The 26,191-nt window shown below is 61.5% G+C and carries 28 protein-coding genes; 22 read left to right on the top strand and 6 right to left on the bottom strand.

Going from position 1 to position 26,191, the window contains the following annotated elements:
- Position 1 precedes the first annotated feature (1 nt).
- From AC244_RS19560 to visR, 14 genes are all read left to right on the top strand, one after another.
- Positions 2 to 1,399: an FGGY-family carbohydrate kinase gene (locus AC244_RS19560; protein WP_053250488.1), complete on the top strand. Its 1,398-nt coding sequence runs from the start codon at positions 2 to 4 to the stop codon at positions 1,397 to 1,399.
- Positions 1,400 to 2,093: 694 nt separating this feature from the next.
- Complete coding sequence (locus AC244_RS19555) at positions 2,094 to 3,716, top strand: globin-coupled sensor protein (RefSeq protein WP_053250487.1); 1,623 nt, start codon at positions 2,094 to 2,096, stop codon at positions 3,714 to 3,716.
- Positions 3,717 to 3,757: 41 nt separating this feature from the next.
- Positions 3,758 to 4,051, top strand: a complete 294-nt coding sequence (locus tag AC244_RS19550; protein ID WP_025425896.1) for an STAS domain-containing protein — start codon at positions 3,758 to 3,760, stop codon at positions 4,049 to 4,051.
- A 3-nt stretch (positions 4,052 to 4,054) separates the two neighbouring features.
- Positions 4,055 to 4,420 carry a response regulator gene (locus AC244_RS19545; RefSeq protein ID WP_053250486.1) on the top strand — a complete coding sequence of 122 codons (366 nt, stop codon included), beginning with the start codon at positions 4,055 to 4,057 and terminating at the stop codon, positions 4,418 to 4,420.
- 19 nt (positions 4,421 to 4,439) lie between these two features.
- Positions 4,440 to 6,725 (top strand): chemotaxis protein CheA, encoded by a 2,286-nt coding sequence (locus AC244_RS19540; protein ID WP_053250485.1) that lies wholly within the window; start codon positions 4,440 to 4,442, stop codon positions 6,723 to 6,725.
- A gap of 5 nt (positions 6,726 to 6,730) precedes the next feature.
- Positions 6,731 to 7,201, top strand: coding sequence for a chemotaxis protein CheW (locus AC244_RS19535; protein WP_053250511.1), 471 nt, complete (start codon positions 6,731 to 6,733; stop codon positions 7,199 to 7,201).
- Positions 7,198 to 8,106 (top strand): protein-glutamate O-methyltransferase CheR, encoded by a 909-nt coding sequence (gene cheR / locus AC244_RS19530; RefSeq protein ID WP_053250484.1) that lies wholly within the window; start codon positions 7,198 to 7,200, stop codon positions 8,104 to 8,106. Before AC244_RS19535 ends, cheR begins: the two co-directional genes overlap by 4 nt.
- On the top strand, positions 8,103 to 9,161 hold the full coding sequence (locus AC244_RS19525; protein ID WP_053250483.1) for a protein-glutamate methylesterase/protein-glutamine glutaminase: 1,059 nt from the start codon (positions 8,103 to 8,105) through the stop codon (positions 9,159 to 9,161). The genes cheR and AC244_RS19525 overlap by 4 nt, the downstream gene beginning before the upstream one ends.
- Complete coding sequence (locus AC244_RS19520) at positions 9,161 to 9,550, top strand: response regulator (RefSeq protein ID WP_025425902.1); 390 nt, start codon at positions 9,161 to 9,163, stop codon at positions 9,548 to 9,550. The genes AC244_RS19525 and AC244_RS19520 overlap by 1 nt, the downstream gene beginning before the upstream one ends.
- Positions 9,547 to 10,101, top strand: a complete 555-nt coding sequence (gene cheD / locus AC244_RS19515; RefSeq protein WP_053250482.1) for a chemoreceptor glutamine deamidase CheD — start codon at positions 9,547 to 9,549, stop codon at positions 10,099 to 10,101. The genes AC244_RS19520 and cheD overlap by 4 nt, the downstream gene beginning before the upstream one ends.
- Before the next feature lie 72 nt (positions 10,102 to 10,173).
- Positions 10,174 to 10,566 (top strand): chemotaxis protein CheT, encoded by a 393-nt coding sequence (gene cheT / locus AC244_RS19510; protein ID WP_053250481.1) that lies wholly within the window; start codon positions 10,174 to 10,176, stop codon positions 10,564 to 10,566.
- 254 nt (positions 10,567 to 10,820) lie between these two features.
- Positions 10,821 to 12,497, top strand: coding sequence for a flagellar basal-body MS-ring/collar protein FliF (gene fliF, locus AC244_RS19505; RefSeq protein ID WP_053250480.1), 1,677 nt, complete (start codon positions 10,821 to 10,823; stop codon positions 12,495 to 12,497).
- 840 nt (positions 12,498 to 13,337) lie between these two features.
- Entirely contained in the window at positions 13,338 to 14,078 is a 741-nt protein-coding gene (gene visN / locus AC244_RS19500; RefSeq protein ID WP_053250479.1) for a transcriptional regulator VisN, read from the top strand.
- A gap of 12 nt (positions 14,079 to 14,090) precedes the next feature.
- A complete protein-coding gene (visR, locus tag AC244_RS19495; protein ID WP_053250478.1) occupies positions 14,091 to 14,834 on the top strand; it encodes a transcriptional regulator VisR in 744 nt (247 codons plus the stop codon).
- A 220-nt stretch (positions 14,835 to 15,054) separates the two neighbouring features.
- Here the strand turns inward: visR and AC244_RS19490 are convergent, their stop codons facing one another.
- The 6 genes from AC244_RS19490 to motA all read right to left on the bottom strand — a co-directional run bounded on the left by AC244_RS19490 (position 15,055) and on the right by motA (position 20,394).
- Positions 15,055 to 15,495 carry a hypothetical protein gene (locus AC244_RS19490; RefSeq protein ID WP_053250477.1) on the bottom strand — a complete coding sequence of 147 codons (441 nt, stop codon included), beginning with the start codon at positions 15,493 to 15,495 and terminating at the stop codon, positions 15,055 to 15,057.
- A gap of 5 nt (positions 15,496 to 15,500) precedes the next feature.
- Positions 15,501 to 16,580 (bottom strand): flagellar biosynthesis protein FlhB, encoded by a 1,080-nt coding sequence (gene flhB, locus AC244_RS19485; protein WP_053250476.1) that lies wholly within the window; start codon positions 16,578 to 16,580, stop codon positions 15,501 to 15,503.
- Positions 16,581 to 16,815: 235 nt separating this feature from the next.
- A complete protein-coding gene (gene fliG / locus AC244_RS19480; protein WP_053250475.1) occupies positions 16,816 to 17,847 on the bottom strand; it encodes a flagellar motor switch protein FliG in 1,032 nt (343 codons plus the stop codon).
- A gap of 29 nt (positions 17,848 to 17,876) precedes the next feature.
- Positions 17,877 to 18,503, bottom strand: a complete 627-nt coding sequence (gene fliN, locus AC244_RS19475; RefSeq protein WP_053250474.1) for a flagellar motor switch protein FliN — start codon at positions 18,501 to 18,503, stop codon at positions 17,877 to 17,879.
- A 60-nt stretch (positions 18,504 to 18,563) separates the two neighbouring features.
- Entirely contained in the window at positions 18,564 to 19,511 is a 948-nt protein-coding gene (locus AC244_RS19470) for a FliM/FliN family flagellar motor switch protein (RefSeq protein WP_053250473.1), read from the bottom strand.
- A gap of 4 nt (positions 19,512 to 19,515) precedes the next feature.
- A complete protein-coding gene (motA, locus tag AC244_RS19465) occupies positions 19,516 to 20,394 on the bottom strand; it encodes a flagellar motor stator protein MotA (protein ID WP_053250472.1) in 879 nt (292 codons plus the stop codon).
- A gap of 183 nt (positions 20,395 to 20,577) precedes the next feature.
- Here motA and AC244_RS19460 point away from each other — a divergent pair, with 183 nt between their 5' ends.
- The 8 genes from AC244_RS19460 (at position 20,578) to flgG (ending at position 26,182) form a co-directional block, all read left to right on the top strand.
- Positions 20,578 to 21,357, top strand: a complete 780-nt coding sequence (locus AC244_RS19460) for a DUF1217 domain-containing protein (protein WP_053250471.1) — start codon at positions 20,578 to 20,580, stop codon at positions 21,355 to 21,357.
- A 2-nt stretch (positions 21,358 to 21,359) separates the two neighbouring features.
- Entirely contained in the window at positions 21,360 to 22,085 is a 726-nt protein-coding gene (gene flgF / locus AC244_RS19455) for a flagellar basal-body rod protein FlgF (RefSeq protein WP_053250470.1), read from the top strand.
- Between the two features lie 18 nt (positions 22,086 to 22,103).
- Positions 22,104 to 23,504: a flagellar protein export ATPase FliI gene (fliI, locus tag AC244_RS19450; protein WP_025425916.1), complete on the top strand. Its 1,401-nt coding sequence runs from the start codon at positions 22,104 to 22,106 to the stop codon at positions 23,502 to 23,504.
- Positions 23,504 to 24,061, top strand: coding sequence for a hypothetical protein (locus AC244_RS19445; protein WP_053250469.1), 558 nt, complete (start codon positions 23,504 to 23,506; stop codon positions 24,059 to 24,061). The genes fliI and AC244_RS19445 overlap by 1 nt, the downstream gene beginning before the upstream one ends.
- A gap of 174 nt (positions 24,062 to 24,235) precedes the next feature.
- Complete coding sequence (flgB, locus tag AC244_RS19440) at positions 24,236 to 24,616, top strand: flagellar basal body rod protein FlgB (RefSeq protein ID WP_053250510.1); 381 nt, start codon at positions 24,236 to 24,238, stop codon at positions 24,614 to 24,616.
- A gap of 5 nt (positions 24,617 to 24,621) precedes the next feature.
- Positions 24,622 to 25,041, top strand: coding sequence for a flagellar basal body rod protein FlgC (gene flgC / locus AC244_RS19435; protein WP_053250468.1), 420 nt, complete (start codon positions 24,622 to 24,624; stop codon positions 25,039 to 25,041).
- The gene (locus tag AC244_RS19430) at positions 25,041 to 25,382 is read left to right on the top strand and encodes a flagellar hook-basal body complex protein FliE (protein WP_053250467.1); all 342 of its coding nucleotides are present in this window, start codon (positions 25,041 to 25,043) and stop codon (positions 25,380 to 25,382) included. Before flgC ends, AC244_RS19430 begins: the two co-directional genes overlap by 1 nt.
- An 11-nt stretch (positions 25,383 to 25,393) precedes the next feature.
- Positions 25,394 to 26,182, top strand: a complete 789-nt coding sequence (gene flgG, locus AC244_RS19425; protein WP_053250466.1) for a flagellar basal-body rod protein FlgG — start codon at positions 25,394 to 25,396, stop codon at positions 26,180 to 26,182.
- The last annotated feature ends 9 nt before the right edge of the window (positions 26,183 to 26,191 follow it).

Here is a 26,191-nt window from a genome sequence, read left to right as displayed (position 1 = left end):
GATGCGGATCGTGGGCGTCATCGACATCGGCAAGACCAATGCCAAGGTCGCAGCGGTCGATCTCGATCGCTTCGAAGAGATTGCCGTGCGCAAGACTGCGAACGGCGTGGTCGAGGGCGATCCCTATCCGCATTTCGATGTCGAGCGCCTCTGGGACTTCGTGCTCGATAGTCTGAAGACGCTCCAAGCCGAGCATCCCTTGCAGGCGATCTCGATCACCACCCACGGAGCGACGGCGGTCGTTCTCAATGAAGCCGGCGGACTTGCCTTGCCGGTGCTCGACTACGAATTCGGCGGGCCGGATACGCTCTCGGACGCCTACGAGCGCCTTCGCCCGCCTTTCGCGGAAACCGGATCCGCGCGTCTGCCAATGGGCCTCAATGTCGGTGCCCAGCTGTTCTGGCAGCAGCAGACCTTTGCCGACGCCTTCGCCAAGGTCGCAACGATCCTGACCTATGCGCAATACTGGACCTTTCGATTGACCGGCATCCGGGTCAACGAGCTGACCTCGCTCGGCTGCCACACCGATCTCTGGAATCCGAACGCCGGCACCTTCTCATCATTGGTGGACAGCCAGGGCTGGCGGCACCTGTTTGCGCCGGTCCGCAAGGCAGACGAAATCGTCGGCGCGTTGTTGCCTGAACTTTGTGCGGCCACCGGCATCCCAAGTGGCACACCTGTTTATTGCGGCATTCACGATTCCAATGCCTCTCTGCTACCGCATTTGCTGACCCGGCAAGCGCCGTTTTCCGTCGTGTCGACCGGCACCTGGGTCGTGATGCTGGCGGTCGGTGCCGACGAGGTGACGCTCGATGAACATCGAGACACGCTGATCAACGTCAACGCGCTTGGCGATCCCGTTCCCTCGGCGCGTTTCATGGGCGGTCGCGCCTTCTCGCTGTTGCTCGGCGATGGCGCCGCATCCTCGTCGTTTGAGGACGAAAGCGCAGTTGTTGCAGCGGGGCACATGCTGCTGCCTTCGCTTCCCGAAGGCTCCGGGCCTTTCCCCTCGAACAAGGCCTGCTGGACGATGGACGAAGGCACGTTGACGCCCTCGGAGAAGACCGCGGCCGTCTCCTTCTATCTGGCGCTGATGACGGCGACCTGCCTCGATCTCATCGGCGCGCGAGGGGATATCGTGGTCGAAGGGCCGTTTGCCGCAAATGCCGCCTATCTGCGCATGCTTCAAGCGGCAACCGGGCGCCCGGTTTTTGCCGATGGTCATAATGTGACCGGCACGAGCCTCGGGGCCGCGAGCCTTGTCGACGGGCGTCATGTGCGAACCGGTGTGCAGCCGTTCGCCGGACCCGTTCCCGAAAACTTTGCGCGTTACGCAGAAAACTGGCGGTCGCTAACGAAAAGCCACGTGCAAATTGGCGCGGGCGATCAGCAATCATGAAATATCGGAAAAGTAACGCCGCCGCATGAGAGGCGCGTCGGCGTCGATGGCGCCCGTTTTTCTTCTCAGAAAACTGAGCTGCGGTTCGTCGCGCGGTTATGCTCAAGATTGAGCACGATGGATACGGCCATCATTGTCAGGATTGCTGTGAGAGCGGCGCCTATTCCAAGAACAATCATTGTTCGTTTCCCGTCAGCGCATCGTCATGATGTCGCTCTGCTTGCTGCAAAGGTTTCTTCCGCGCGGTCTGCGCCCACTTCACTTTCGCTTCGATACGCGAGCGCAAGTAGAAGTACAATTCTAAACTCTTGTGAGTGAAAACCTGTTGAAATTCGCGGCTAATAGTGCGGCATTGCTGCACCGCAAAAACAGTGCCCGAAAACACCCGGCGAATGTTAGTGAATCCAGTTACAGGCCATCAACCGTTAACCTTCAAGCAAGGAATTAACCATAAACATTGTCCCACACGTCGGAATGGGAAAATTCACAGTCTCCTCAAGGCATGATGCCGCCCCGCCGTACCGGTTCCGGTCCGGTATCGATTCGTCATCGAATTTACTTGCGGGATGGACGATAGCAGACGCCTAAGCGGCGGGGGCTGATCTCAATGATGTGGCGTGCACGTCCGGTGGACCGTGGACTGTCCTGATCCTCCCCAGGCAAATTCCGAGCATGCAAAGCCGGGGATTGAGCGTTGAGGCAGGAAACATCGTCAGAACAGGCAAGGAAGGGCCAGGCAGGCAGTCTGCTGGAGCGCTTGCGTTTTGCCGGGCTCGACGACGGCAGCTGTTCCCGCGTCCGCAATATCAGGCAGAAACTCTCCCCCCGCATCGACGCGGCACTTCGCGATCTCTTCCAGCGCCTGCAGAGCTATCCTGACGCGGCCCGGCACTTCGATAGCGACCGGCAGCTCGAGCGCCTGCAGGACATCCAGTCCTCGCACTGGAACGTGCTGACCGATGCGCGCTTCGACGGCCTTTATGCCGAGCGCGTCAAGGTGCTCGCCGATACCGCAAACCGCATGGGCCTCGATCCGCGCTGGCAGATGGCGAGCCACGCCGTCGTGCTTGAACATTTGCTGGTCGGCCTCATCGAAGAGGCTTGGCCGAAATCTTTCCTGCCGATGGGCAGGGGGCGTCGCAAGGAACTCTGCGATCTGGTCGCGGCACTCGTCCGTACCGTCTTCGTCGACACCGAGATCGGCGTCTCGCTTCGGTTCAACGCCCTCCGTCAGCAGCACCAGCGCCAGCTCGCCGACCAGCACAGCGCCGACGAGCAGGCGGTAACGGCCCTTTTCGGCGACTTCGCAAAGGGCTTGAACGAGGGCGACCTCGGCGTGCGCCTGTCGCAGAACGCGCCGGATGCCTACCAGCCGATCGTTGCCAGCTTGAATGCAGCACTCGACACGATCCAGCAAAGCCTGCAGTCGGCCGACCAACGCGGCCAGGCGGCGGAGACGTCCATCGGACGTCTTCGCGATGGTGCGGCCGGCTTCTCCGAAAGGGCCGCGGCTGAAGCCGATGCCCTGTCGGGCCAGATTGCAGCACTTGCCGATATGACCGAACGCATGGCCACGGGCTCGAGCCGCATCAGCGTCACCGAGACAAAAGCCAACGAGACGCGGGTCGCCGTCGAGCGCAGCGGCGAGATTGCCGGCCAGGCAATTTCCGCCATGGCCGATATCGAGGCGTCCGCCGAGAAGATCGGCCAGATCATCGGTGTCATCGACGAGATCGCCTTCCAGACCAATCTCCTGGCGCTGAACGCCGGCATCGAGGCTGCGCGCGCGGGCGACAGCGGCCGCGGCTTTGCCGTCGTCGCCCAGGAAGTGCGCGCACTTGCGCAGCGCTCCGGCGAAGCGGCGCGTGAAATCAAGCAGCTGGTGACGGGCACCAAGGCCCAGGTCGAGACCGGCGTCGAGATCGTCGGTCGCACGCAGGATGCAATCAGCAGCATTGTCCAGCAGGTGACGTCGATCAACGCCGCCGTCTCAGGCATTGCCCGCGAGGCGGAGCAGCAGGTCGGCGATCTCAGGGGCGTTGCCTCCGACATCGGAGCGATTTCGCAAGCCGTGCAGGCGAGCGCCGCAATGGCGGGCGAAACGGTCCGGTCTTCGGACGATCTGCACAATGTCATCGTCGAGCTTGGCGAGACGATCCGCAGGTTCCGCGTCGAACGTCGCCACGCGGCTTCGCCAACATCGACTGCCAGCCAGGGACGCAGCCTCGCGGCTCCTCTGGCCGCGGCCGACGATGAACTGACGGCCCCATTGTTCGATGACGGTCCGCAACGTCAGTTCGCCGGTTGGCAACGCTGATCTCAAGGGCACTCAAGAGTTAGCAGTCAAGGAAAACAGGTATGGCCAGCAAGAAGACCGCTCAGAAGACGCTCAGCCTCGCTCCGGTGTTGGACCTGAACGAAGCAACCGCGCTGCATGAGAAGCTTTTGGGCCTGAAGGGCAGCGATCTCACGATCGATGCCTCGGCGGTCGAGCGGGTGGGAACGCTCTGCGTCCAGGTGCTGATGGCCGGCGCCAAGACTTGGGAAGAGGATCATTTGTCTTTCACCTTCAGCAAGGTGTCGGACGCTTTCGAGAAAACGACACAGCTCATCGGGGTCGACATCGACCATCTGATGGCAAAGGAGATTTGAGGAATGAAAAAGCGAGTTCTGACAGTCGACGACTCCCGGACGATCCGGAACATGCTTCTGGTGACGCTGAACAATGCCGGTTTCGAAACGATCCAGGCAGAGGACGGCGTCGAGGGCCTCGAGGTTCTCGAAGAAGCCAATCCTGATGTCATCGTCACCGACATCAACATGCCGCGTCTCGACGGCTTCGGCTTCATCGAAGGCGTGCGCAAGAACGACCGTTGCCGCGCTATCCCGATCCTGGTCCTGACCACGGAAAGCGACGCCGAAAAGAAGAACCGCGCCCGCCAGGCCGGTGCTACCGGCTGGATCGTCAAGCCGTTCGACCCGACCAAACTGATTGATGCAATCGAGCGCGTAACGGCCTGAAGTCCGAGGATAGCCTCCAATGGATATGAACGAAATCAAAGAGATCTTCTTCCAGGAGTGCGAGGAGCAACTCGCCGAACTGGAATCGGGTCTTCTGAAGCTCAATGACGGCGACCGCGATCCGGAAACGGTCAATGCCGTGTTTCGCGCGGTGCACTCGATCAAGGGTGGCGCGGGCGCCTTCGGGCTCGACGACCTCGTCTCCTTCGCCCATGTGTTCGAGACGACACTTGATTGCGTTCGTTCCAACAGGCTCGACCCCGGTCCTGAGGTTCTGAAGGTGATGTTGAAGTCGGCCGACGTTCTGGCCGACCTGACGAACGCCGCCCGTGATGGTGGCGGCGTCGACGAGGCACGCAGCCGCCAGTTGATCAAGGAGCTCGAGGCTCTTGCCAATGGCGAAGTGCTGCAGGCATCGGCCGCTCCTGAGCCTGTCGCCAAGGCTGCCCCGGTTGTTGCCCCCGTCGTCAACGATGAAGGCTTCCAGCCCGTCGCGTTCTCCTTCGACGATTTCGAGGCGGATGAACCGGCGCTGATGGAGATGCCGACCTACGAGATCGTCTTCAGGCCGAAATCCGATCTCTACGCCAAGGGCAATGAGGCAACGCTGCTTCTGCGCGACCTCTCCCGCCTGGGCGAGATGAACATCCATTGCGACATGGACGCACTTCCGACGCTCGACCGCCTGAGCCCGGAGACCGCTTACTTCTCCTGGAAGATCTCGCTGAAGACGGACAAGGGCGAGGACGCGATCCGCACCGTGTTCGAATTCGCCGAGTGGGATTGCGACCTCGAGGTTTCGCTGGTTGCCGACGGTGCTGCCGCTCCGAGCGAGGAGCTGCCGATGCAGCCGGTACCGTTCGACCTCTCGATCCTCGACGACGAGCCGGTTGGCCCGGTCGGCGTGATCGAGGAAGAAGAACAGCTGGCAGCACAGCAGCAGATCCGCGATGCGGCCGTTTCCGCTGCCGGCACCGCCAGCAACGTGTTGCAGATGGCGCAGTCGGCCGCTCGTGCACCCGTTGAAAAATCGGCCGGTGCTGCCGCCAGCGCTGCGGCGCAATCTGCAGCCGCGCAACAGGCAGCAGCATCCGCCGCGACACCGACCATCCGCGTCGATCTCGATCGCGTCGACCGCCTGATCAACCTCGTCGGCGAACTCGTGATCAACCAGGCGATGCTGTCGCAGAGCGTGGTCGAAAACGACGCTAACGGCACATCGTCGATCAACATGGGCCTCGAGGAGCTGCAGCAGCTCACTCGCGAGATCCAGGACTCGGTGATGGCGATCCGTGCGCAGCCGGTAAAGCCGGTGTTCCAGCGCATGTCGCGTATCGTGCGCGAAATCGCCGACATGACCGGAAAATCGGTCCGCCTGATCACCGAAGGCGAAAACACCGAAGTCGACAAGACGGTCATCGACAAGCTGGCCGAACCGCTGACGCACATGATCCGCAACGCCGTCGATCATGGCCTCGAAACGCCGGAGAAGCGGCTTGCCGCCGGCAAGAGCGCCGAAGGCACGGTGCGCCTGACGGCCAAGCATAGGTCGGGCCGCATCGTCATCGAGCTTGCCGATGACGGCGCCGGTATCAACCGCGAGAAGGTGCGCCAGAAGGCGATCGACAACGATCTGATTGCCGCGGACGCCAATCTCTCCGACGAAGAGATCGACAATCTGATCTTCCACGCCGGCTTCTCCACCGCCGACAAGATCTCCGACATTTCCGGCCGCGGCGTCGGCATGGACGTGGTCAAGCGCTCGATCCAGGCGCTCGGCGGCCGCATCAACATCTCGTCGAAGCCCGGCCACGGCTCGGTCTTCACCATGAGCCTGCCGCTGACGCTGGCCGTGCTTGACGGCATGGTGGTCACGGTCGCCAACCAGACGCTGGTGGTGCCGCTGACGGCGATCGTCGAGACCTTGCAGCCGGAAGCCGCCGCAATCCACTCCTTCGGCTCCAACCAGCGGCTGATTTCGATCCGCAATTCCTTCTGCCCGCTGGTCGATGTCGGTCGCATCCTCAACTTCCGCGCCAGCCAGGCCAACCCGGTCGAAGGCGTAGCACTTCTGGTGGAATCGGAAGGTGGCGGTCAGCGTGCGCTGATGGTCGACGCCATCCAGGGCCAGCGCCAGGTCGTCATCAAGAGCCTCGAGGCCAACTATACCCACGTGCCTGGTATCGCGGCCGCGACGATCCTCGGCGACGGTCGGGTGGCACTCATCCTCGACGTCGACACGATCGTGGCCGCCTCGCGCGGCCAGTCGCTGAAGCCTGAAATGTCTCTCGCTGCTGCCGGATGAATGTGATGACCTATGCCGCAAAAAGTCTGACCACGGATGGACGGGAGCTGATCGCTTTCCGCGTCGGCGATCAGGAATTCTGCGTGAACGTGATGTCCGTGCGCGAAATTCGCGGATGGACACCGGCAACTGCGATGCCGCATGCGCCGGCCTACATGCTCGGCATCATCAATCTGCGCGGTGCGGTGCTGCCGATCGTCGATCTGTCGGCACGCCTCGGCATGAAGCCGGCCGAGCCGACGGTCCGCCATGTCATCATCGTCGCCCAGGTGAAGAGCCAGGTTGTCGGACTGCTCGTCGACGCCGTCTCCGACATCCTGACGATCACCGACGACAAGATCCAGCCGACGCCGGATGTCATCTCATCCGAATTCGAACGGAGCTTCGCCCGTGGCGTGCTCGCGATCGAAGGTCGGCTGATCTGCCTGATCGAACTCGAATCTGTCTTCCCGCAGGAAGAAAGGGAAGCAGCATGAGAAACCAGGCCATTCTAGAACAGAAGCAGTCACCCGACGAATGCCTGGCAAGCGGCGAGTATCCGCTGACGCGCCGCGACCTCAGCGAGATCGCAGCGATGATCTATGCCGACGCCGGCATCTACCTCAACGAGACCAAGGCGTCGCTGGTCTATTCCCGCCTGTCGAAGCACATCCGCAACCTCGGTCTCAAGGGCTTCCGCGACTACTGCCAGTTGGTCTCCTCGCCGGCAGGTGCTGCCGCCCGCCGCGACATGCTTTCGCACCTGACGACGAATTTCACCCGCTTCTTTCGCGAAAACCATCACTTCGAGCATCTGAAGACGGAGGTTCTGCCGGAGCTGATTGCCCGCGCCAAGGCCGGCGGTCGCGTGCGCATCTGGTCGGCGGCCTGCTCGGACGGGCAGGAGCCCTACTCGATCGCGTTGACGGTGCTGTCGCTGCTGCCGAATGCGGCTGACTACGACTTCCGCATTCTCGCCACCGATATCGATCCGAAGATCCTGGCGCTGGCCCGGGCCGGTGCCTATGACGCCACCGCGCTTGAGACGGTCAACCCGGCCATGCGCAAGCAATGGTTCAACGAGGTCAATGCCGGTGGCCGCTTCAAGTGGCAGATCGATGACCGCGTCAAGCGGCTCATCACCTTCAACGAGCTGAACCTGATGGCGCAATGGCCGTTCAAGGGGCCGTTCGATGTCATCTTCTGCCGTAACGTGGTGATCTATTTCGACGAGCCGACCCAGATGAAGATCTGGTCGCGTTTTGCCGGAATGCTCGCCACCAACGGCCATCTTTACATCGGTCATTCCGAGCGTGTGTCGGGCGACGCCAAGTCGCAGTTCGACAACATCGGCATCACCACCTACCGCCATACCGGCAAGTTTCATGGAGGACGGGTATGACCGCACCCGCTCGCGTTCTCGTCGTCGACGACTCCGCCACCATGCGTGGCCTGATCACCGCAGTTCTCAATTCCGATCCCGGCGTGACCGTCGTTGGCCAGGCGGCCGATGCAATGGAAGCACGTCAGGCGATCAAGCAGCTCGATCCCGATGTCGTGACGCTCGACATCGAGATGCCGAACATGAACGGCCTGGAATTCCTCGACAAGATCATGCGCCTGCGCCCGATGCCGGTCATCATGGTCTCGACGCTGACGCACAAGGGTGCAGAGGCGACGATCGCAGCACTTGAAATCGGCGCGTTCGACTGTGTCGGAAAGCCGCTTCCGGGTGATCCCAATCCTTTTGCCGGTCTCGTCGACAAGGTGAAGGCGGCCGCACGCTCGCAGCGCAAGTTCATCATCACCGGCAACAAGGCGGCAGCGCCGACAGCAGCCAATGTCAACGGTGCCTCGGAGTATCGGGCAGGGCGCAAGATCATCGCGATCGGCGCCTCCACCGGCGGCGTCGAGGCCCTGATCACCGTGTTGCAGAAGTTTCCGGTGAACTGCCCGCCGACGGTGATCACGCAGCATATGCCGCACACCTTCACCAAGAGCTTTGCCGAACGGCTCAATCGCCTGTGCGCACCGACGGTGCAGGAAGCAACCGATGGCGCGCGCTTGGAAATCGGCAAGGTCTATCTGGCCCCGGGTGGCGAGCGCCACCTGCAGGTTGCCAATCCGACGGCGCCTTGCTGCCGTCTTGTCGATCGCGATCCGGTCAACGGGCACCGTCCTTCGGTTGACGTGCTGTTCGATTCGGTCGCCGAACTTGCCGGCCGCAATGCGATCGGCGTCATTCTGACTGGCATGGGCCGCGACGGCGCATCCGGTCTCCTGAAAATGCGGCATGCCGGGGCAAAGACCTTCGGCCAAAACGAAAAGACATGTGTCGTCTACGGCATGCCGAGAGTTGCCTATGAATTGGGCGCCGTCGAAACGCAGCTCCCCCTCGGTTCCATCGGGGAAGAGATACTGAAGACAGCGGCGCTCCGGAAGGAAGGAAGCGAATAATGTCCATCGCCGAAAAAATAAAAGTACTGATCGTTGACGATCAGGTCACGAGCCGGTTGCTTCTGGGCGATGCCTTGCAGCAGCTGGGCTTCAAGCAGATCACGGCCGCCGGTGACGGGGAGCAGGGCATGAAGATCATGGCCCAGAACCCGCATCACCTCGTCATCTCCGACTTCAACATGCCGAAGATGGACGGCCTTGGCCTGCTCCAGGCGGTGCGGTCCAACCCGGCCACCAAGAAGGCGGCGTTCATCATCCTGACGGCGCAGGGCGACCGCGCGCTGGTCCAGAAGGCGGCGGCGCTCGGGGCCAACAACGTGCTCGCCAAGCCGTTCACCATCGAAAAGATGAAGGCCGCGATCGAAGCCGTATTTGGGGCATTGAAATGAACATGGAAGCCGTCGGCAAGCGCGTGCATGTCATCCAGGGCGAGTACAAGGTCTTCAACGATCCCAATGTGGTGTTGTCGACCATTCTCGGTTCCTGCGTGGCCGCGTGCATGCGCGATCCCGTGGTCGGAGTCGGCGGCATGAATCATTTCCTGCTGCCGGGCTCGGCGTCGTCGCCCGCTTCCGGTGGCGACGCGACCCGCTATGGGGTCCATCTCATGGAGCTCTTGATCAACGGTCTGCTGAAGCAGGGCGCCCGCCGCGATCGGCTCGAGGCCAAGATCTTCGGCGGCGCCAAGACCATCGCACGGTTCTCGAATGTCGGCGAGCAGAATGCCGCCTTTGCCCGGCAGTTCCTGCTGGACGAAGGCATCCGCATCGTCGGCGAGAGCACGGGCGGCGAACACGGCCGCAAGCTCGAATACTGGCCGTCGTCGGGCCGCGCCCGTCAGTACGCGCTGACAGGGGTGGAAACCCAGCGCACGGTCCAGCTGGAAGAGCGTCCGGTGGTCGCACCGCGTCCGGTGGAAAGCTCGATCGAATTCTTCTGATCCTGCGGGGGCTTGCCCCGCAGGCAACCATACGCCTGCACTATCGCTAGAAAAACCACGTGAGAACCGACAATGCAGACTGACTACCAGGCCCACATGCCGCACGTGGAAGAATCGCTGCCCGAAGTCTTGATGCGCGTCGTCACCGAGCTGCACGACGTCGCCTATCTCATCGAGCGGATCGAACCGCAGCTACTCGGCGGTCGGGGCACCGCGGCACTCGACAATCCTGACGACATGATGGTGCTGCAGGGCATCGATCTTGCCGTGCAGAAGACCCGCGGCCTAGCCGAATTCATCGATACCATCACGGCTGCGATCCCTGAGACCTGCCTGGTCGACGTGACCACCGCCGTCAACCTGGTCAAGCTTGCCGACATGAAGAAGGCACTTGGCAACGGCATGCTGCGCCACGGCCATTCGCAGCCGCTGACGAAAGCGGCGGGCGACTTCGAAGCGTTCTAGCCGCCGAGGCTGCATCGATCGTCGACGCAGCCAGATTTATCTACAGATACATCCCCCGAATTCCCCGAGACTGTCGGCGAAAGCCAAGTTCGCGCAAGTTTCGTTTCCTACGGTCCCGATCGGGGCTGATGGATTCGCGTGTATTGGAAGTCGTACGGGGTACGCGAAACCCAGAAAACCAAATGTTGGAACTGCGCAGGGCGCTCGTCGGATGACCGGCTCGAACGTCCTGCGATACTGGGTGCGGAAACAGAATGAGTCTGTTGAATCAATTTTCGATGTTCACGAAGAACCTCGCCAGTCTGGGGCAAGGCAAGCTGATAGCGCTGGCTGCCGCCGGCATTATCGCTGTCGGCATGGTCCTGGGGGCCGGTATCTACGTCAACAGGCCATCGTTCGAGACGCTCTATGTCGGGCTCGAGCGAAGCGACGTCACTCAGATCAGCATTGCGCTTGCGGAAGCCAACATCGACTTCAATGTCGGGGCGGATGGCGGCAGCATCCAGGTTCCGGTCGGCATGACCGGCAAGTCCCGTCTGCTCCTGGCCGAGCGCGGCCTGCCGAGCAGCGCCAATGCCGGCTACGAACTCTTCGACAATGTCGGCTCGCTCGGTCTGACCTCCTTCATGCAGGAAGTCACCCGTGTTCGCGCGCTTGAGGGTGAAATCGGTCGCACCATCCAACAGATCTCCGGTATCGCCGCCGCCCGCGTCCACATCGTGATGCCCGAGCGCGGCAGCTTCCGTAAGGCAGACCAGAACCCGACCGCCTCGGTGATGATCCGCGCCAGCGCCACGGTCGGCCGCAATGCCGCCGCTTCCATCCGCCATCTCGTCGCCTCGTCCGTACCGGGGCTCGACGTCGATGACGTCACCATTCTCGATTCGACCGGTCAGCTTCTCGCTTCGGGCGACGACCCAGCCAACAGCGCCCTCAACCAGTCGCTGGGTGTCGTGCAGAACGTCCAGACCGAGCTCGAGAAGAAGATCGACAACGCGCTCGCTCCATTCCTCGGCATGGATAACTTCCGCACCAGCGTCACGGCTCGCCTGAATACCGACACGCAGCAGATCCAGGAGACGATGTTCGACCCGGAATCGCGTGTCGAGCGCTCCACCCGCGTGACCAAGGAAGAGCAGAAGTCCAGCCAACAGCAGCCGGACAATGCCGCGACCGTACAGCAGAACATTCCGCAGGCCGCCCCGCGCGGCGGCGCCGGCCCGCAGTCGAACGACCAGGCCGAGAAGAAGGAAGAACAGACCAACTACGAGATCAACAGCAAGACGATCGCGACCGTGAAAAACAGCTACACGGTCGAGCGCCTGTCGATTGCCGTGGTCGTCAACCGCGGCCGCCTTGCCGCCATGGTCGGCGAGCCCGCCGATCAGGCGAAGATCGATGCCTATCTCCAGGAGATGCAGAAGATCGTGTCGTCAGCCGCCGGCATCGATGCGAACCGTGGCGACGTCGTGACGTTGAACGCGATGGACTTCGTCGAGACGCAATTGCTCGATCAAGCCATTGCCGGCCCGGGCATCATGGAGACGCTGACGCGCAACCTTGGCGGCATCATCAATGCGCTTGCCTTCGTGGTCGTCGCCTTCCTGGTGGTGTGGATGGGCATGCGGCCGCTCGCCCGGCAGCTCGGCCTCGGCGGAAACGCCGGCCAGCTCGAAAGCGAAGCTGCCGGCCTTGAGCTGCCCGACTTCTCTCCTGCAACTGCAGGCGCTGGTGGCGCCCTCATGGACGGCTTCGGTTCGGACTTCGGCTTCGACAGCGGCGACGATCTTCTCAGCATGGGTGAAGACGCCGGCAGCTTCAACCGCCGCGTCAAGGAAGGGCCGGAAAGGCGCCTTGCACGCATGGTCGAGATCAGCGAAGAGCGCGCCGCAAAGATCCTGCGCAAATGGGCTCTCGAGAAAGCCGCCTGATCACACACAGAAATCGTCTGGTAGAGAAAAATCCCGCCGCTCCGGCGGGATTTTTCGTTTCCAATGGCGTTGCGGATGCGGGGGATTGCCGCCATGTCCGGTGCAAATATTGTGCGAGTCTCTGCGGCTGCCGGTATCGGCCGCTGAATCCGCGGCAAGAATCATTGCATCGTCGCCGGAGTCATGGGTGCGGCCCGCGATTGTAATACTTTAACGAGATCTTAATTTTTAGATTCCGCCGTCGCTGCCCGGATGCGGGCGGTGGGCCGGTTTACTGCTTCTGCTCGGGTCAATACCTAGGTTAATTGGAATATAAATTGGATTATTCGATAATAACCGGTGACGTATTCGAATTTTATATATTGATAGACTGCAGTTGTTCGATCGAACAATTGATGCATTTCCGCCACAGGCATCACTCTAAAGTAAAATCTGCCTCTATTCGAAGCTTCTCCTGAGTCTCCTGAATGGCGAGATTTGGGCTGGATTTGCGCTCAGCGAGGCACACGGCGCTGCGCGAAGTCGATGCGGCAGCGGAGCAGGGGCAATTCGAGCAGTAAAACTCTTTTATATATCAATGCTATGTCAAAAGATGCGCTGCGCGGGGCCGGGATCCGGTGATGACGAAGCGGCATCTTGGCGAATCGTTTCATGAACGGGGGGTGAAGTAAAATAGCGAGAAGATGGCGGTGGTTTTTTTTGAGGACGGATGTACATTTTTAACAGTTGATTCGCGTCCTGAATTGCGACTGGTGGTAATATTCGGCTTGGGCCGGCTGTTGGCGGCGACAGTGCAAGCGCAGGTTCCAGGGCGGTGAATCCGGCACGGGGGCTGACATCATGGACATTTCGCAAGCAGACATAGCTGTCTGGCCTTTGCCGACAGCGTCGACACGCATACGCGGTGGCGGGCTCACGCGTGATCAGTTGTTCCGGCGGCTGCGCGAAATGGCGGGGCGCGCCAATCTGGCAAGCGGGCTTGCGGCGCTGACCGAATATGTCGGAGCGAGCCATTATCTCCTGGCACGATACGATCTCTCTCAGGACAACGGCCTCGACTTCGTCGTCTGTTCGGACTGGCCGTTCGACATTGTCAGGCGCCTTTCGGGCATCGTTACAGGGCTTCACGCCAAGACGACCGAGCTTGAAAAATGCCTCTCGGTGCTGCAGCCAATGTTCTATTTGCTGCCCGATGACATCGACCTGCCGCGCGGCATCAGCCGCGAATATTGCGCGGTCACCTTCAATGTCGGGCGGCTGCGCTTCTCGTTGATGCTGCTCGTTCCCGAGGATGTGATCCTCTCGCAGGAGAGCCTGCGCGATGTGACCTTGCTTGCAGGATACCTCGCAAGCTTCACCACCCGCGCCGAAGTGCGGCACGATCGCGACTTCGAACTCACCGACCGTGAACTGGAGTGCCTCTTCTGGATCGCCGAGGGCAAGACGAGCGAAGAGATCGCCGTCATTCTCGGGATCTCGCGCAACACGATCAACAACTACATCACCAGCGTCATGCGAAAGACGGCCACGCGAACCCGCTCGGAAGCGATTGCCTATGCCGTCCGCAACAACCTGGTCTGAGAGGCGAGGCCGATGACCCATTTTCTCGCCAATGGACGCAACGACGACGACCAACGACACAGTCGCAGCGGCAGGGCGGCGCGCGCGGCGACCCTGATCACGCGATTGCAGGCGATGCAGCGTCAGATCAACGCCAAGCATTTCGCCGTCCTGCGCCTCAATGGCAAGGGCATGGGCGCGGTGCGCAAGTTGACCTGCGTGCTCGACAACTGGGGCATCTCCTCGGAAGCGAATGCGCACGACCTCATCACCGTCTACGGCGAGGAGTTGACGGCGCATCTCGATACGTCACTGCTGCCAGTGCTTTGGGACGGCCTGGGCGAACACCAGGCAGCGGAGATGTCTGAATTCGGACACTTCGCCCACCGTCTGAAAGGGCGCAAGCTGTCCTATTCCGGTATCGCTTTTCCCGTGCGGCTCGGTGCCCAGGGCAACGGATATGTCGTCTTCGCCGGCAGCTACGTCGATGCGACGACCGAACAGGTCGTCGACCTGCATGGCCGCAGTTGCACCATCATGACCGACCTTCTGGCGGCCGACGAGAAGCGCATGGTGCAGGCCGAGACGCTCAGCGATCGTGAGATCGCCTGCCTGCAAATGGCGGGTGACGGTCATATCAGCGAAGAGATCGCCGAACGGATGGGGCTCTCCGTCCACACGGTCAACGCCTATCTCGGCGCCGCGACGACCAAGCTCGATTCGGTCAACCGTATCCAGGCGATCGCCAAGGCCATTCGCCTCGGCTACATCAGCTGACAATCGGAACGGCCTACTGCATAATTCCTTAAATCGGAATCGATTTAGGGACAAAATTATGCAGCAGATCAAAGTGTTACAGCGACCTTTGCGCGCCTGAACAGGCGCGCGGCGCTGTAAAGCAGATCGCGTGCGAGCCGGTTCATCTGACCTGCTTTAGGCCGTTGTTCTGATGCATGTCGTCGTCCCGAAACCGGTGCACACTTTCGGGCGCCATGCATCAGCTCGCCAGAGGCAACTGATAGGTCTTGATGAACTTCGCTTCGGTGAGGCTCCTTGCAAGAAAGGCGGTATTCTCGTCCGGATCCGCCGATGGGTTCTGGAAGGCGATGTGGCTGATCTCGATGCCGGCGGTGTCGTTGCCGAGCGAGAGGCGCACGTAAATGGTCACGCCGCGCGGCTTGAGCTCGAGATCGAGCACGATTTCCGGTTCGCTGTCCCAATCCAGGTTGTAGTTGCCGCCGAGACCGAAATTGACCGTTCCGGGCAGGAAGTAGAGCTCGGCGGCCGATTCAACGAGGTCAGCGAGGCTGGCGTAGGATTCGAACCGCAGGAGAGCGATGAAGTCCGCAGCGTCGATGAGACGCAACTCGGTCGCCACTGGGCGGATCGCTTCGGCTACTATCTGTTCCCGTCTCTCGGAGAATTCGCACTTTTTCATCGGCGTTACGTCATCCGTTTTGGTTGCGATTGCGCATGCACCCTGTGAATGAGTTCGGCAACTGCCTTGTAAAACACGGGTGGAATCACACTATCGACCGAGACTTGTGCAAACATGGAGCGCGCAAGCGGCGGATCCTCGAAGACGGGGATGCCGTTTTTCTCTGCAATCTCGCGGATTTTCAGGGCGACGAGATCCTGGCCGAGCGCAACCACCACCGGTGCGTCGCTTTCTTCGCGGACGTAACGCAGCGCGACGGCATAATGTGTCGGGTTGGCGATCACCAGCGTCGCCCGTGGCACGGATGAAATCATGCGTTTGCGCGCCCGGTCGCGCTGCATGGAACGCAGGCGCGACTTGACGATCGGGTCGCCCTGGGACTGCTTCATCTCCTCCTTCACTTCCTGCTTGGTCATCATCAGTTCGGTGTACCAATGATGACGTGACCAGAAGAGATCGGCGATCGCCAGCACGGCCGTCGCCAGCATGATGACGATCATCACCTGATTGAGATCGGACGTCATCGCCGAGAAGATCGTCACCGGATCGGAGAACATCAGGTCGAGCGTCGCGAAGTAGTCGTTCCAGAGAACGAGCAGCACGAGGATCGACACGATGATGATCTTGAACAGCGACTTTCCGAACTCCACCAGGCCCTGTACGCCGAAGATGCGCTTCAGGCCGGCCATCGGCGAAATCCGGTTCATCTTCGGCTGGATGCGATCGAGCACCGGGCGCGGCAGGTTCTGAAAGATCGACGAGCCGACGCCGAAGACGATGAGCAGTACGAAGACCGGAACGAGCAGCGCCGTCGACTTCCAGGCGAGGTGCGTCATCAAGGCGACGACATCCGTGGCGTTGTTCAGCCGCCAGGCTTCCGGCTGTTCGAAAATGTCCTTGAGCGCCGCGGCGACCGTGCTGGCGCCGTCGGTCAGGAAGAACACGAAGAAGATGTAGATCGCCACCGTCGAGGCAAACGTGGTCGCCTCGCGGGAGAAGGGCACGTTGCCCTTGTCGGCGGCATCGGAGATCTTTTTCTCCGACGGGGACTCTGTTTTGCTGTCCTTATCCTGATCGTCCGACATGCGACAGGAAGTCTCCCGACCGGTTTCCGCAAGCCAGCGCTGATCTTGCGCTGTTTGTAGTGAACCCGGAAACCAGGGCAGACAAGGGTTTCGTCGGGGCAATCATGCAGGGTCAACAGGAAATGCGGGCCGTTGATCCCGCCAACGCAAAAACGCGGGCTCAGGGCCCGCGTTATGGTTCTACGAGCCGGGGTTCCGGCCGTTCTGGAAAGGTGACCGCAGCGGTCGGGATGGATCAGGCAGCCTGCGCTTCCTTTTCCTTCAGCTCCAGCTGGCCGCTTGCAGCAAGGCGGATCGCCTCCTGGGTGATCGAGCGGCGGGCGATGGCGATATCGCGCGGGTTGATGCCGGCATCGCCCATGGCAAGATCGGATTCGATCATGCGGCGCTGGCGTGCGCCGATGGAGGCGAGCACCGATTCGCGCAGGTCCGAGGTCGAACCGCGCAGCGCCATGGTGATGATGTCGGTCGAGACATCGTTGAAGAGCTGAACGCGGCTGCGCTGCGGCATGTAGAGAACGTCGTCGAAGAGGAAGATCTTCGGGCGAACCTTCTTGGCTGACTCGGTGCTGAGAGATTCGAGCGAAGCGAGCAGCGTGTCGACCTGCGGCTTGTCGAGCTCGTTCATCACCTCGGCGATCTTGGTCGGGCCGGCGGAATTGCGCTCGGCTTCCATCTCGCCGATCATTTCCATGACGCGGTTCTCGATGATCGCCGCTGCCTTCGCGCTCACGTCCTTCATGTTGACGGCACGCTTCAGGATATCGGGCCGCTGCGCTTCGGACAGCTGCAGCAGCACCTTCGCGCCGAAGCTCGAAGGCATCATCGACAGGACATAGGCAATGGTCTGCGGATGTTCCTTGGCCAGCTGCAGCGCGACCGCAATCGGGTCGCATTCCTGCAGCCGGTCCCAAATATTGGCTTCGTAGGACTGGAAGGTGGCGCGGCGGCCGAGCAGGCCGTCGACCTCATCAGGCGTCAGGCCTTCCTCCAGAATGCTCTCGATGGCCTTGGCATTGTCCATGAGGCCGGCGCCCTCGGTGAAGAGGTCCTCGAACTCGTTGACCAGCGCTTCCAGTTCGTGGGGAGGGATGGCCCGCAGCGACTGCGCGGAGGCGATGATCGCCTGCAGTTCGCTCTGGGTGAAGAACTTCAGCAGCTTTCCGGCGACGGACTTGCCCATCGCCAGGAGAACGGCCGCTGCCTTATCCGTCTGGTTGAGAGGCCTGGAAAGTGCCTGTGCCTCAAAACTCTCGAAATCCATCATGGATTCATCCCTCGCCCAATCATCGGGCTCTATGACTTCTTGCTGCCCTTGATCTCGATGAGCTTGACGCCGAACCGGGTGTCGTCGCCTTCGAGAACGGTAATTTCGCCGCGGCCGATGATGCGGCCGTTGACCATGATTTCGACCGGTTCGCCGATCCGCCGGTCCAGCGAAATCGTGGCGCCTTCGGTCAGGTTCATGAGACCCGAGACCTGCATGCGGCTGGTGCCGAGAACGATCTGGACATCAATCGGAATGTCCATGATCAGGTCGAGATTGGCGGTCATGCCGCTGCCGGGCGGCGTATCGGTGGCGGTTTCACCGGCATCGAAGGCCGATGCGCCGAAATCGCCGGCGCCGAAGCTGCTGCCGCCGAAATCCGTGGCGGCCGGGCTGGCCGACAGGTCGCTGCCGAAGCTGTCCGAACCGAAGTCGCCACCAAAGGCGCCAAGGCCATCGGCAGGAGAGGCGAAGTCGCCGCCGAATTCGGCGGTGCCGCCGAGCGTGTCTTCGCTGCCGAAATCAGCGCCGAAGCCAGCCGGCGCGTCCGTGTCCTTCTTGAGAACACCGCGCAGATCGTCGATCGCCTGGTCGAGTTCCATGTCTCCGACAGCGACTGCGGCCTGTTCGTTGATTGGTGCTTTCTTGGGTGCCATGTGCGAACTATTCCAGTTGAAGCTTGCCTCAGGCCTACTGCCTGGCGACGGCGAGCCGAATTAACTCATGATGTGGCGAAGGATGTCCTGTTCGGAACCGTGGGTGTCCTTGACCCGCACGGTATATTTCGCACCCGATCGACCGAACTCGCAGACATAGAGATCGCGGCCGTTGGCATTCACGTCGACGCGAACGTCCTGGGCATCGTGGAAGGGAATGACGTCGCCGGCCTGGAGGCGACTGATCGTCTCGAGCGTCAGGCTCTCGAGCCGGATCCGCGCCTCGATGGTGACGGCGGAGCGGCGAACCTGCTCCTCCATCTGTTCGGTCCATTCGGACTTCTGCTTGCGGTTCTGTCCGGCGCCCCTTGGAAACACGATCTGCGTCTTCAACAGCACGCTTTGCGGCACGATGATCGAGAAGGTCGACAGCACCGGGCCGAAACCGATCGTCATGTCGATCGCTGCCGCATGAACGTCCTCGACCACGGGGTCGGGTTTGCCGCGGGCCGCGCTGTTGTGGGCACGGGCAACGATCGGTTCAAAGCCGCCCGATGCATTGACGGCCGTGCGGAGCACGTCGGCAATCTTTTCGAAGATCGGTTGGGCGACATCGATTTCGATCGGGGAAAGCGTCCGCGGCTGCGGCTCTTCGATATCGGTCGGCTCAGCACCAAGCAGCGCCTCGACCATGGTGATAATGATCGGGCTGTCACAGCTGATTTGAAAGTCCGGGCACCAGTTGCGCAAGGAGACGTCGCTGATCAGCACGCCGTGGCCGAGCTCGGTGATCAGATTGTTGCGAAGTCCGGTGCGGAAGCCAGCGTAGCCGATGGCGATATCGAGGCCGGTTTCCGCTTTGCAGATGTCGGGGAGGAATTCGCCGAACACCTGGCCGAGATCGAGTGCCACTCGACCGATCGCGCGGTCGTCGCCGAGCGCGCCGGTCATGCGCGCCAGCAGTTTCCTGTCGAACGGATGAACGTTTGTTGTTGTTCCTGACGTCATCGGATCAAGCCGCCTTGCTTTCGCTGCCGCCGCCGGGGTTCATCATCTCCTGCTCGACGGCGTCGATCGAAGGACGCTCATAAGCCGAGATCGTCTTGCGGCCGTATTCGAGTGCGACCTGCGGAACCGAACCGTTCATGTAGGCAAGCAGCGTCTGCTTGACGATGATGTAGAGCCGGTTCTGCTTCTCGCGGACGGATTTGATGTTGGCGACCAGCGGAGCGACGATCGAGTAGGAGAGGAACACGCCGAGCAGCGTTCCGACGAGTGCGGCGGCGATCTTGGCACCGAGAACCTCCGGCGCTTCGCTGATCGCGCCCATCGCCTTGATGACGCCGAGAACCGCCGCGACGATGCCGATCGCCGGGAAGGCATCGCCCATGATCGTCAGCGCGTGGTAGGACTTCATCTTGTCGTGGGTGATGGTCTGGATTTCCTCATCCATCAGCGCCTCGATCTCGTGCGAGCGGGCATTGCCGATGATGATCAGGCGGACGTAGTCGCAGATGAAGGCCGTCAGTTCCTTGTTCTTCAGGACGGTCGGCGCCGACTGGAAGATCGAGGATTCCTCGGGGTTGTCGATGTGGCTTTCGATCTCGTTGCGCGACTTTGTTCGGAGATCCCGCATCAGCGAGTAGAGAACGCCGAGTGTATCGAGATATTCCCGCTCCTTGGGAACCTTATGGCGAAACGCTTCGCCAAGGGCCTTGCCGGTATCCTTCACCACCTTCATGGAGTTGGCCATGATGAAGCCGCCGATACCGGCGCCGCCGATAATCAGCAGTTCGAAAGGCTGGTTGAGGACTTCCATGTGGCCGCCCATGGCCACGTAGCCGCCGAGAATACAGCCGAAAGTCACAAGAAGCCCGATGATGATGTTCATTTTCGATACCCGTCACGATCCCATTTTCGTCTAACGGGATAAGGTTTCTTCCTTGCGTGAGGCTGGCCGCCGAGGCCGCGGAAATCATTGCGTGGAACAGGTTCGCGCAAGCCAATTCGGTCAGGATTTGGTATGGCCGGCTCTCCAGTCGCGCCCGTCTCACTCCGCTAAGGGCGACCGATCGTGACTACGACCTATACGAGCTACAAGCTGATCACAGCCGACTTGGGCAAGTCGCTGGAGCGCGTCGCCAAGGAGCCGGACGTCGCCCGCGAGACCGAATATTATCTCTCCAAGATCGGCGATATCAAAACCATCGACCAGTTCTTCGCCGACACGCGCCTCTACGACTACGCGATCAAGGCACACGGCCTTGAAGACATGGGCTACGCCAAGGCCTTCATGCGCAAGGTGCTGACCGAGGGCGTCGACAACGAGGACGCCTTCGCCAATAAGCTGACCGACAGCCGCTACAAGCAGCTGGCCGAATCGCTGAATTTCGCCCGCCAGGGTGAGGCTGCCACCTCCTTCGATCGCGCCCAGAAGGGCGTTGTCGACAAATACGCCCGCCAGACGCTCGAGCAGAGCGCCGGCGAGGAGAATGCCGGCGTGCGGCTCGCGCTCTATTTCGCCCGCATGGCGCCATCGATCACCAGCGGCTACGCTATCATTGCCGACGAGGCGCTGGCGCAGGTGGTACGCACCGCGCTGCAGCTGCCCGACGAATTCGCCGGCACCGAGGTCGACCGTCAGGCGGCTACCTATGAGGCGGCAATCGACCTCAAGGACTTCCAGGATCCGGCCAAGCTGACGGACTTTCTCGATCGCTTTACCGCCCTCTGGGAAATCAACAATTCAACGGACGGTTATGACCCGCTTGCGGTTTTCGGCTCGTCGAGCGGCTACGGCATCTCTTCCGATCTGCTCCTGTCCATCAACAGTCTGAAACTCGGGGGACGCTGAACGTGCAGACCGGTCTTTACGTCGCGATTTCGTCGCAGATGGCGCTTGAAAAGCGCCTCAATACACTTGCCGACAATATCGCAAACTCGGGCACCGTCGGTTTCCGCGGCACGGAAGTGAAGTTCAACCAGATGCTCGGCGATACCAAGCCGACCAAGGTTTCCTACGTCAGCAAGGGCGAAGAGTTCCTCAATACCAGCAACGGTTCGCTGACGCGCACCGGCGGCGCGCTGGATTTCGCCGTCAAGGGCGACGCGTGGTTCCAGATCGACACGCCCTCGGGTCCGGCCCTGACGCGTGACGGTCGCTTCACCCTGACCGAAACCGGCGAACTGGTCACTATTCGCGGCTATCCGGTTCTCGACACCGGCGGGGCGCCGATCCAGCTCAATGGCTCGGCCGGCGACGTGACCGTCGGCGCAGATGGTGCCCTGCACCAGAACGGTGTCGCCGTCGCCTCGCTCGGCCTCTACCAGGCGGACTTCAGCAAGGGCTTCATGCGCCTCGACAACAGCGCCGTGCTCCCGGCGGTACAGCCGGAACCGGTCGTCGATCGCTTCGACGTCGGCGTCATGCAAGGGTTCCTCGAGGAATCCAACGTCAACGCCGTCGCGGAAATGTCGCAGTTGATCATGGTCACCCGCGCCTTCGACAACATCACCGCGCTGATGCGTGACAGCGAAGGGTCGCTCGATGAAGCGATCAAGACGCTCGGTGGCAGCCGCTAAGGCGTGACGGGAAACGGAATGGAACGCGAAGGCCTGAAGACGAGCGCCGCATCGACATCGCTGGCTGCCCTTGCCGGCCTGGTCGAACGCTACGCCAAACCTGAACACTCGATTGCGCCGGGCGGCCACGTCCAGACAATTTCTCCGGGCCACTATACCGTGACCGGCCTGTCGCGACATGTTCGGCTTGGCGATTTCGTCGCACACAAGAGTTCGACTGGAACGCATCTCGGCGAAGTGGTCCGGGTGGAGCCCGAGCGTGTGGTCGTCTGCCCGATCGAGCCGGGCGACCCCATCGGCATCCACGACACTGTCATCCGCAAGGGCGCCTTCCGCATTGCGCCGACCGACCAATGGTGCGGCCGGGCCATCAACGCGCTTGCCGAACCGATCGACGGCCTCGGCCCGCTGCTGCAGGGCGATGTCCGCCGCTCGATCTCCAATACGGCGCCGCCGTCGATGACCCGCAAGCGCGTGGAACAGGGATTCCGCACCGGTGTGCGGGCGATCGACATCTTTTCGCCGCTCTGCCTCGGGCAGCGCCTCGGCATTTTTGCCGGTTCCGGCGTCGGTAAATCAACGCTTCTGTCGATGCTTGCGCGCGCCGATGCCTTCGACAAGGTGGTCATCGCGCTGGTCGGCGAACGCGGCCGCGAAGTGCGCGAGTTCATCGAGGACACGCTCGGCGACAATCTTTCCAAATCGGTGGCTGTTGTCGCGACCAGCGACGAAAGTCCGATGCTGCGCAAGATGGCGCCGCTGACCGCCGTCACCATCGCCGAGCATTATCGCGACAACGGCGACAACGTGCTGTTGATCGTCGACAGCGTCACCCGTTTTGCCCATGCCATCCGCGAAGTGGCGACCGCGTCCGGCGAACCGCCGATCGCCCGTGGCTATCCGGCCTCGGTCTTTACCGAATTGCCGCGCCTGCTCGAGCGTGCAGGCCCGGGCGCCGAGGGGGCGGGCACCATCACCGCGATCATCTCGATCCTGGTGGACGGCGACAACCACAACGATCCCATCGCCGACTCGACGCGCGGCATTCTCGATGGACACATCGTGCTCGAACGCAGCCTGGCGGAAGAGGGGCGCTATCCGCCGATCAATCCGCTGGCGTCGATCTCGCGTCTGGCGCGCAAGGCCTGGACGCCGGACCAGGAAAAGCTGGTGTCGCGGCTGAAGGCGTTGATCCACCGCTTCGAGGAAACACGCGACCTGCGCCTGATCGGCGGCTATCGCCCGGGCGGCGACCCCGATCTCGACATGGCGATCAAACAGGTGCCGGTGATCTACGACGTCCTGACGCAGACGGCGAGTGAGCCGCCGACGCAGGATGCATTTTCCGACCTTGCCGGCGCGCTGAAAGCCGCGGCGATGGGCAATCAGCCGGGTGCAGCAGGGATGAGGCCGAGGTAATGGGTTTGACCGACTACGACGCGGACGAAACGATCCATCAGCGCAAACGCGATTCCGGCATGCCGATGATCGACAAGGCGCTGGCCGCGACCGGCATCATGCTGGCGGCTCTCGCGACCTTCTTTCCCTGGTATGCCTTCTTCAACCAGGACAAGTTCACGATGCCGCCGCTCTGGCAGGGCTCGACACGCGATCTGCCGGAGCGACCGGCGCGCAGCGTTCTGTCCGTCTCGCCGTTGGCAATGTCCGACATGGATGGCGAGACCGTCGCGGCGATCGACCAACTGACGACGGCGACCATTCCAAGCCTTGGCGGCGGTCCGGCCGCCGATGGTGCGGAACCGAAGGAAGGGCTTGAGCAGCCGTTCCCGGGCAAGTCCGGTTTCAAGCTGATGCATGTGGCCAACGGCCGCGCTCTGATCGAGGATACGACCGGCATGTACATCGTGCGCATCGGCTCGATCCTGCCCGACAACACGCGCCTCGCGACACTCGAAGAGCGCGATGGACGCTGGGTGATGATCACTTCGAGCGGCGACGTCTATCAGGCCGACTGACCAGCCACTGCATTTATTGAAAGTCTTTCTCTGCCGCGGATTCATCGTAATCCGCAGCGGATGATGTCGTGCGCATCCGGACGTGTTCCGGCGCCCGCGCCAAGCTTGTTTCCAACGACAAGTCCCACGCAAGATTACCGACCTAGGTTCGCATCACCAAGCATGGAGCTTTTGATGCAACCGATTCAGCTTTTCGAACTCGCGTCCCGGCAGGCCCAGTGGCTGACCGTCCGCCAGAACGTGGTGGCCGGCAACATCGCCAATGCGAATACGCCGCATTACAAGGCCAAGGACGTCAAGCCGTTCGAAAGCGTGTTGGAAAACACCGGCATCCAGATGGCCGCGACCCACAAGGCGCACTTCACCGAGAGCCTCGAAGCCTCGCAGGTGGCCGAGGTCGGCATGCTCGACGGCGTTCAGATCCAGCAATCCGGCAACAGCGTCGCGATCGAGCAGGAAATGATGAAGACCGGTGAGATCAAGCGCGACTACGAGCTCAGTGCCGGGCTCGTCAAAGCGTTTCACCGAATGATGCTCATGACGGTACGGAAGTAACAACCATGGATCCTTTGACTTCGGCCATGAAGGTCTCGGCCTCCGGTCTGCAGGCAGAATCGACCCGCCTGCGTATCGTTTCCGAAAACATCGCCAATGCGCGCTCCTCCGGCGACGTACCCGGCGCCGATCCGTACCGGCGCAAGACGATCAGCTTTGCAGCCGAGGTCGACAGGGCCAGCGGCGCGTCGCTTGTCGAGATCGAGCGGCTCGGCACGGACGATTCGAACTTCACCATCGAGTTCGATCCGGGCAACCCGGCCGCCGACGAGAAGGGCATGGTCAAGATGCCGAACGTCAACATCCTGGTCGAAATGGCGGATATGCGCGAAGCCAACCGCGCCTACGAGGCCAACCTGCAGACGATCAAGCAGTCGCGCGACCTGGTTTCCCAAACAATCGACCTGTTGAGAGCATCACAATAATGATCGACGCAATTAATTCTGTCGGCGCATTTTCGGTCATGAAAGAGGCCGAAGGTACTCGCCTTACGTCCTCTTCGTCGTCGGTTTTCGGTGCAGCTGCCGCTACCCAGGCCGCCCCGCAATCCCAGAGCTTTGCCTCGGTTCTCGGCGACATGGCGACCGACGCCATCGGCGCCATGAAGAAGGCCGAAGGCGCATCGCTCGACGGCATCCGCGGCCAGGCGAACACCCGTGAAGTCGTCGATGCGGTGATGAATGCCGAGCAGTCGCTCCAGACCGCAATCGCGATCCGCGACAAGGTGGTGACCGCCTACCTCGAAATCGCGCGCATGCAGATCTGAAGGAACGAGACATGAAGGCCCTTTCCATTGCCGCAACCGGCATGAACGCCCAGCAGCTGAACCTTGAAGTGATCGCGAACAACATCGCGAACATCAACACGACCGGCTACAAGCGTGCCCGCGCAGAGTTTTCCGACCTGCTCTATCAAACCGAGCGCGCCCAGGGCGTGCCGAACCGTTCCAACCAGGCGATCGTTCCGGAAGGCGCGATCATCGGTCTCGGCGTCCAGACGGCCGCGGTGCGCAACCTGCATATCCAGGGCAGCCTCGTCAGCACCGGCAACGACTATGACCTCGCGCTGGTCGGTCGCGGCTGGTTCCAGGTCGAAACGCCGGATGGAGAGACGGTCTATACCCGTGCGGGCGCCTTCAACAAGAATGCGCAGGGCCAGCTGGTCACCATCGACGGCTACACCGTCGTGCCGGGCATTACCGTTCCGCAGGACGCCACCGAAATCGCCTTTACCAGCTCCGGCCAGGTCATGGTGCGCATCGGCAACGATCCGGCGATGCAGGAGATCGGCCAGCTGACGGTTGCCAACTTCGTCAATGAAGCGGGCCTCGAGCCACAGGGCGAAAACCTCTTCAAGCAGACGCCTGCCTCCGGCGAGCCGATCGTCGGCACGCCGGCCGATCCGGGCTTTGCTCTGATCAAGCAGAAGTATCTCGAAGCGTCGAATGTCGATCCGGTCAAGGAAATCACCGACCTGATCTCGGCCCAGCGCGCCTATGAGATGAACTCCAAGATCATCCAGGCCGCAGACGAAATGGCGGCTACGGTGAGCAAGAACCTCAGGTAACGGAAGAGG

The organism is Ensifer adhaerens (genome assembly GCF_001270265.1).
Lineage (GTDB): Bacteria > Pseudomonadota > Alphaproteobacteria > Rhizobiales > Rhizobiaceae > Ensifer > Ensifer adhaerens_B.
The sequence above is the reverse complement of the archived record's forward strand: the minus strand, read 5'-3'. Positions and strand labels throughout refer to the sequence as shown.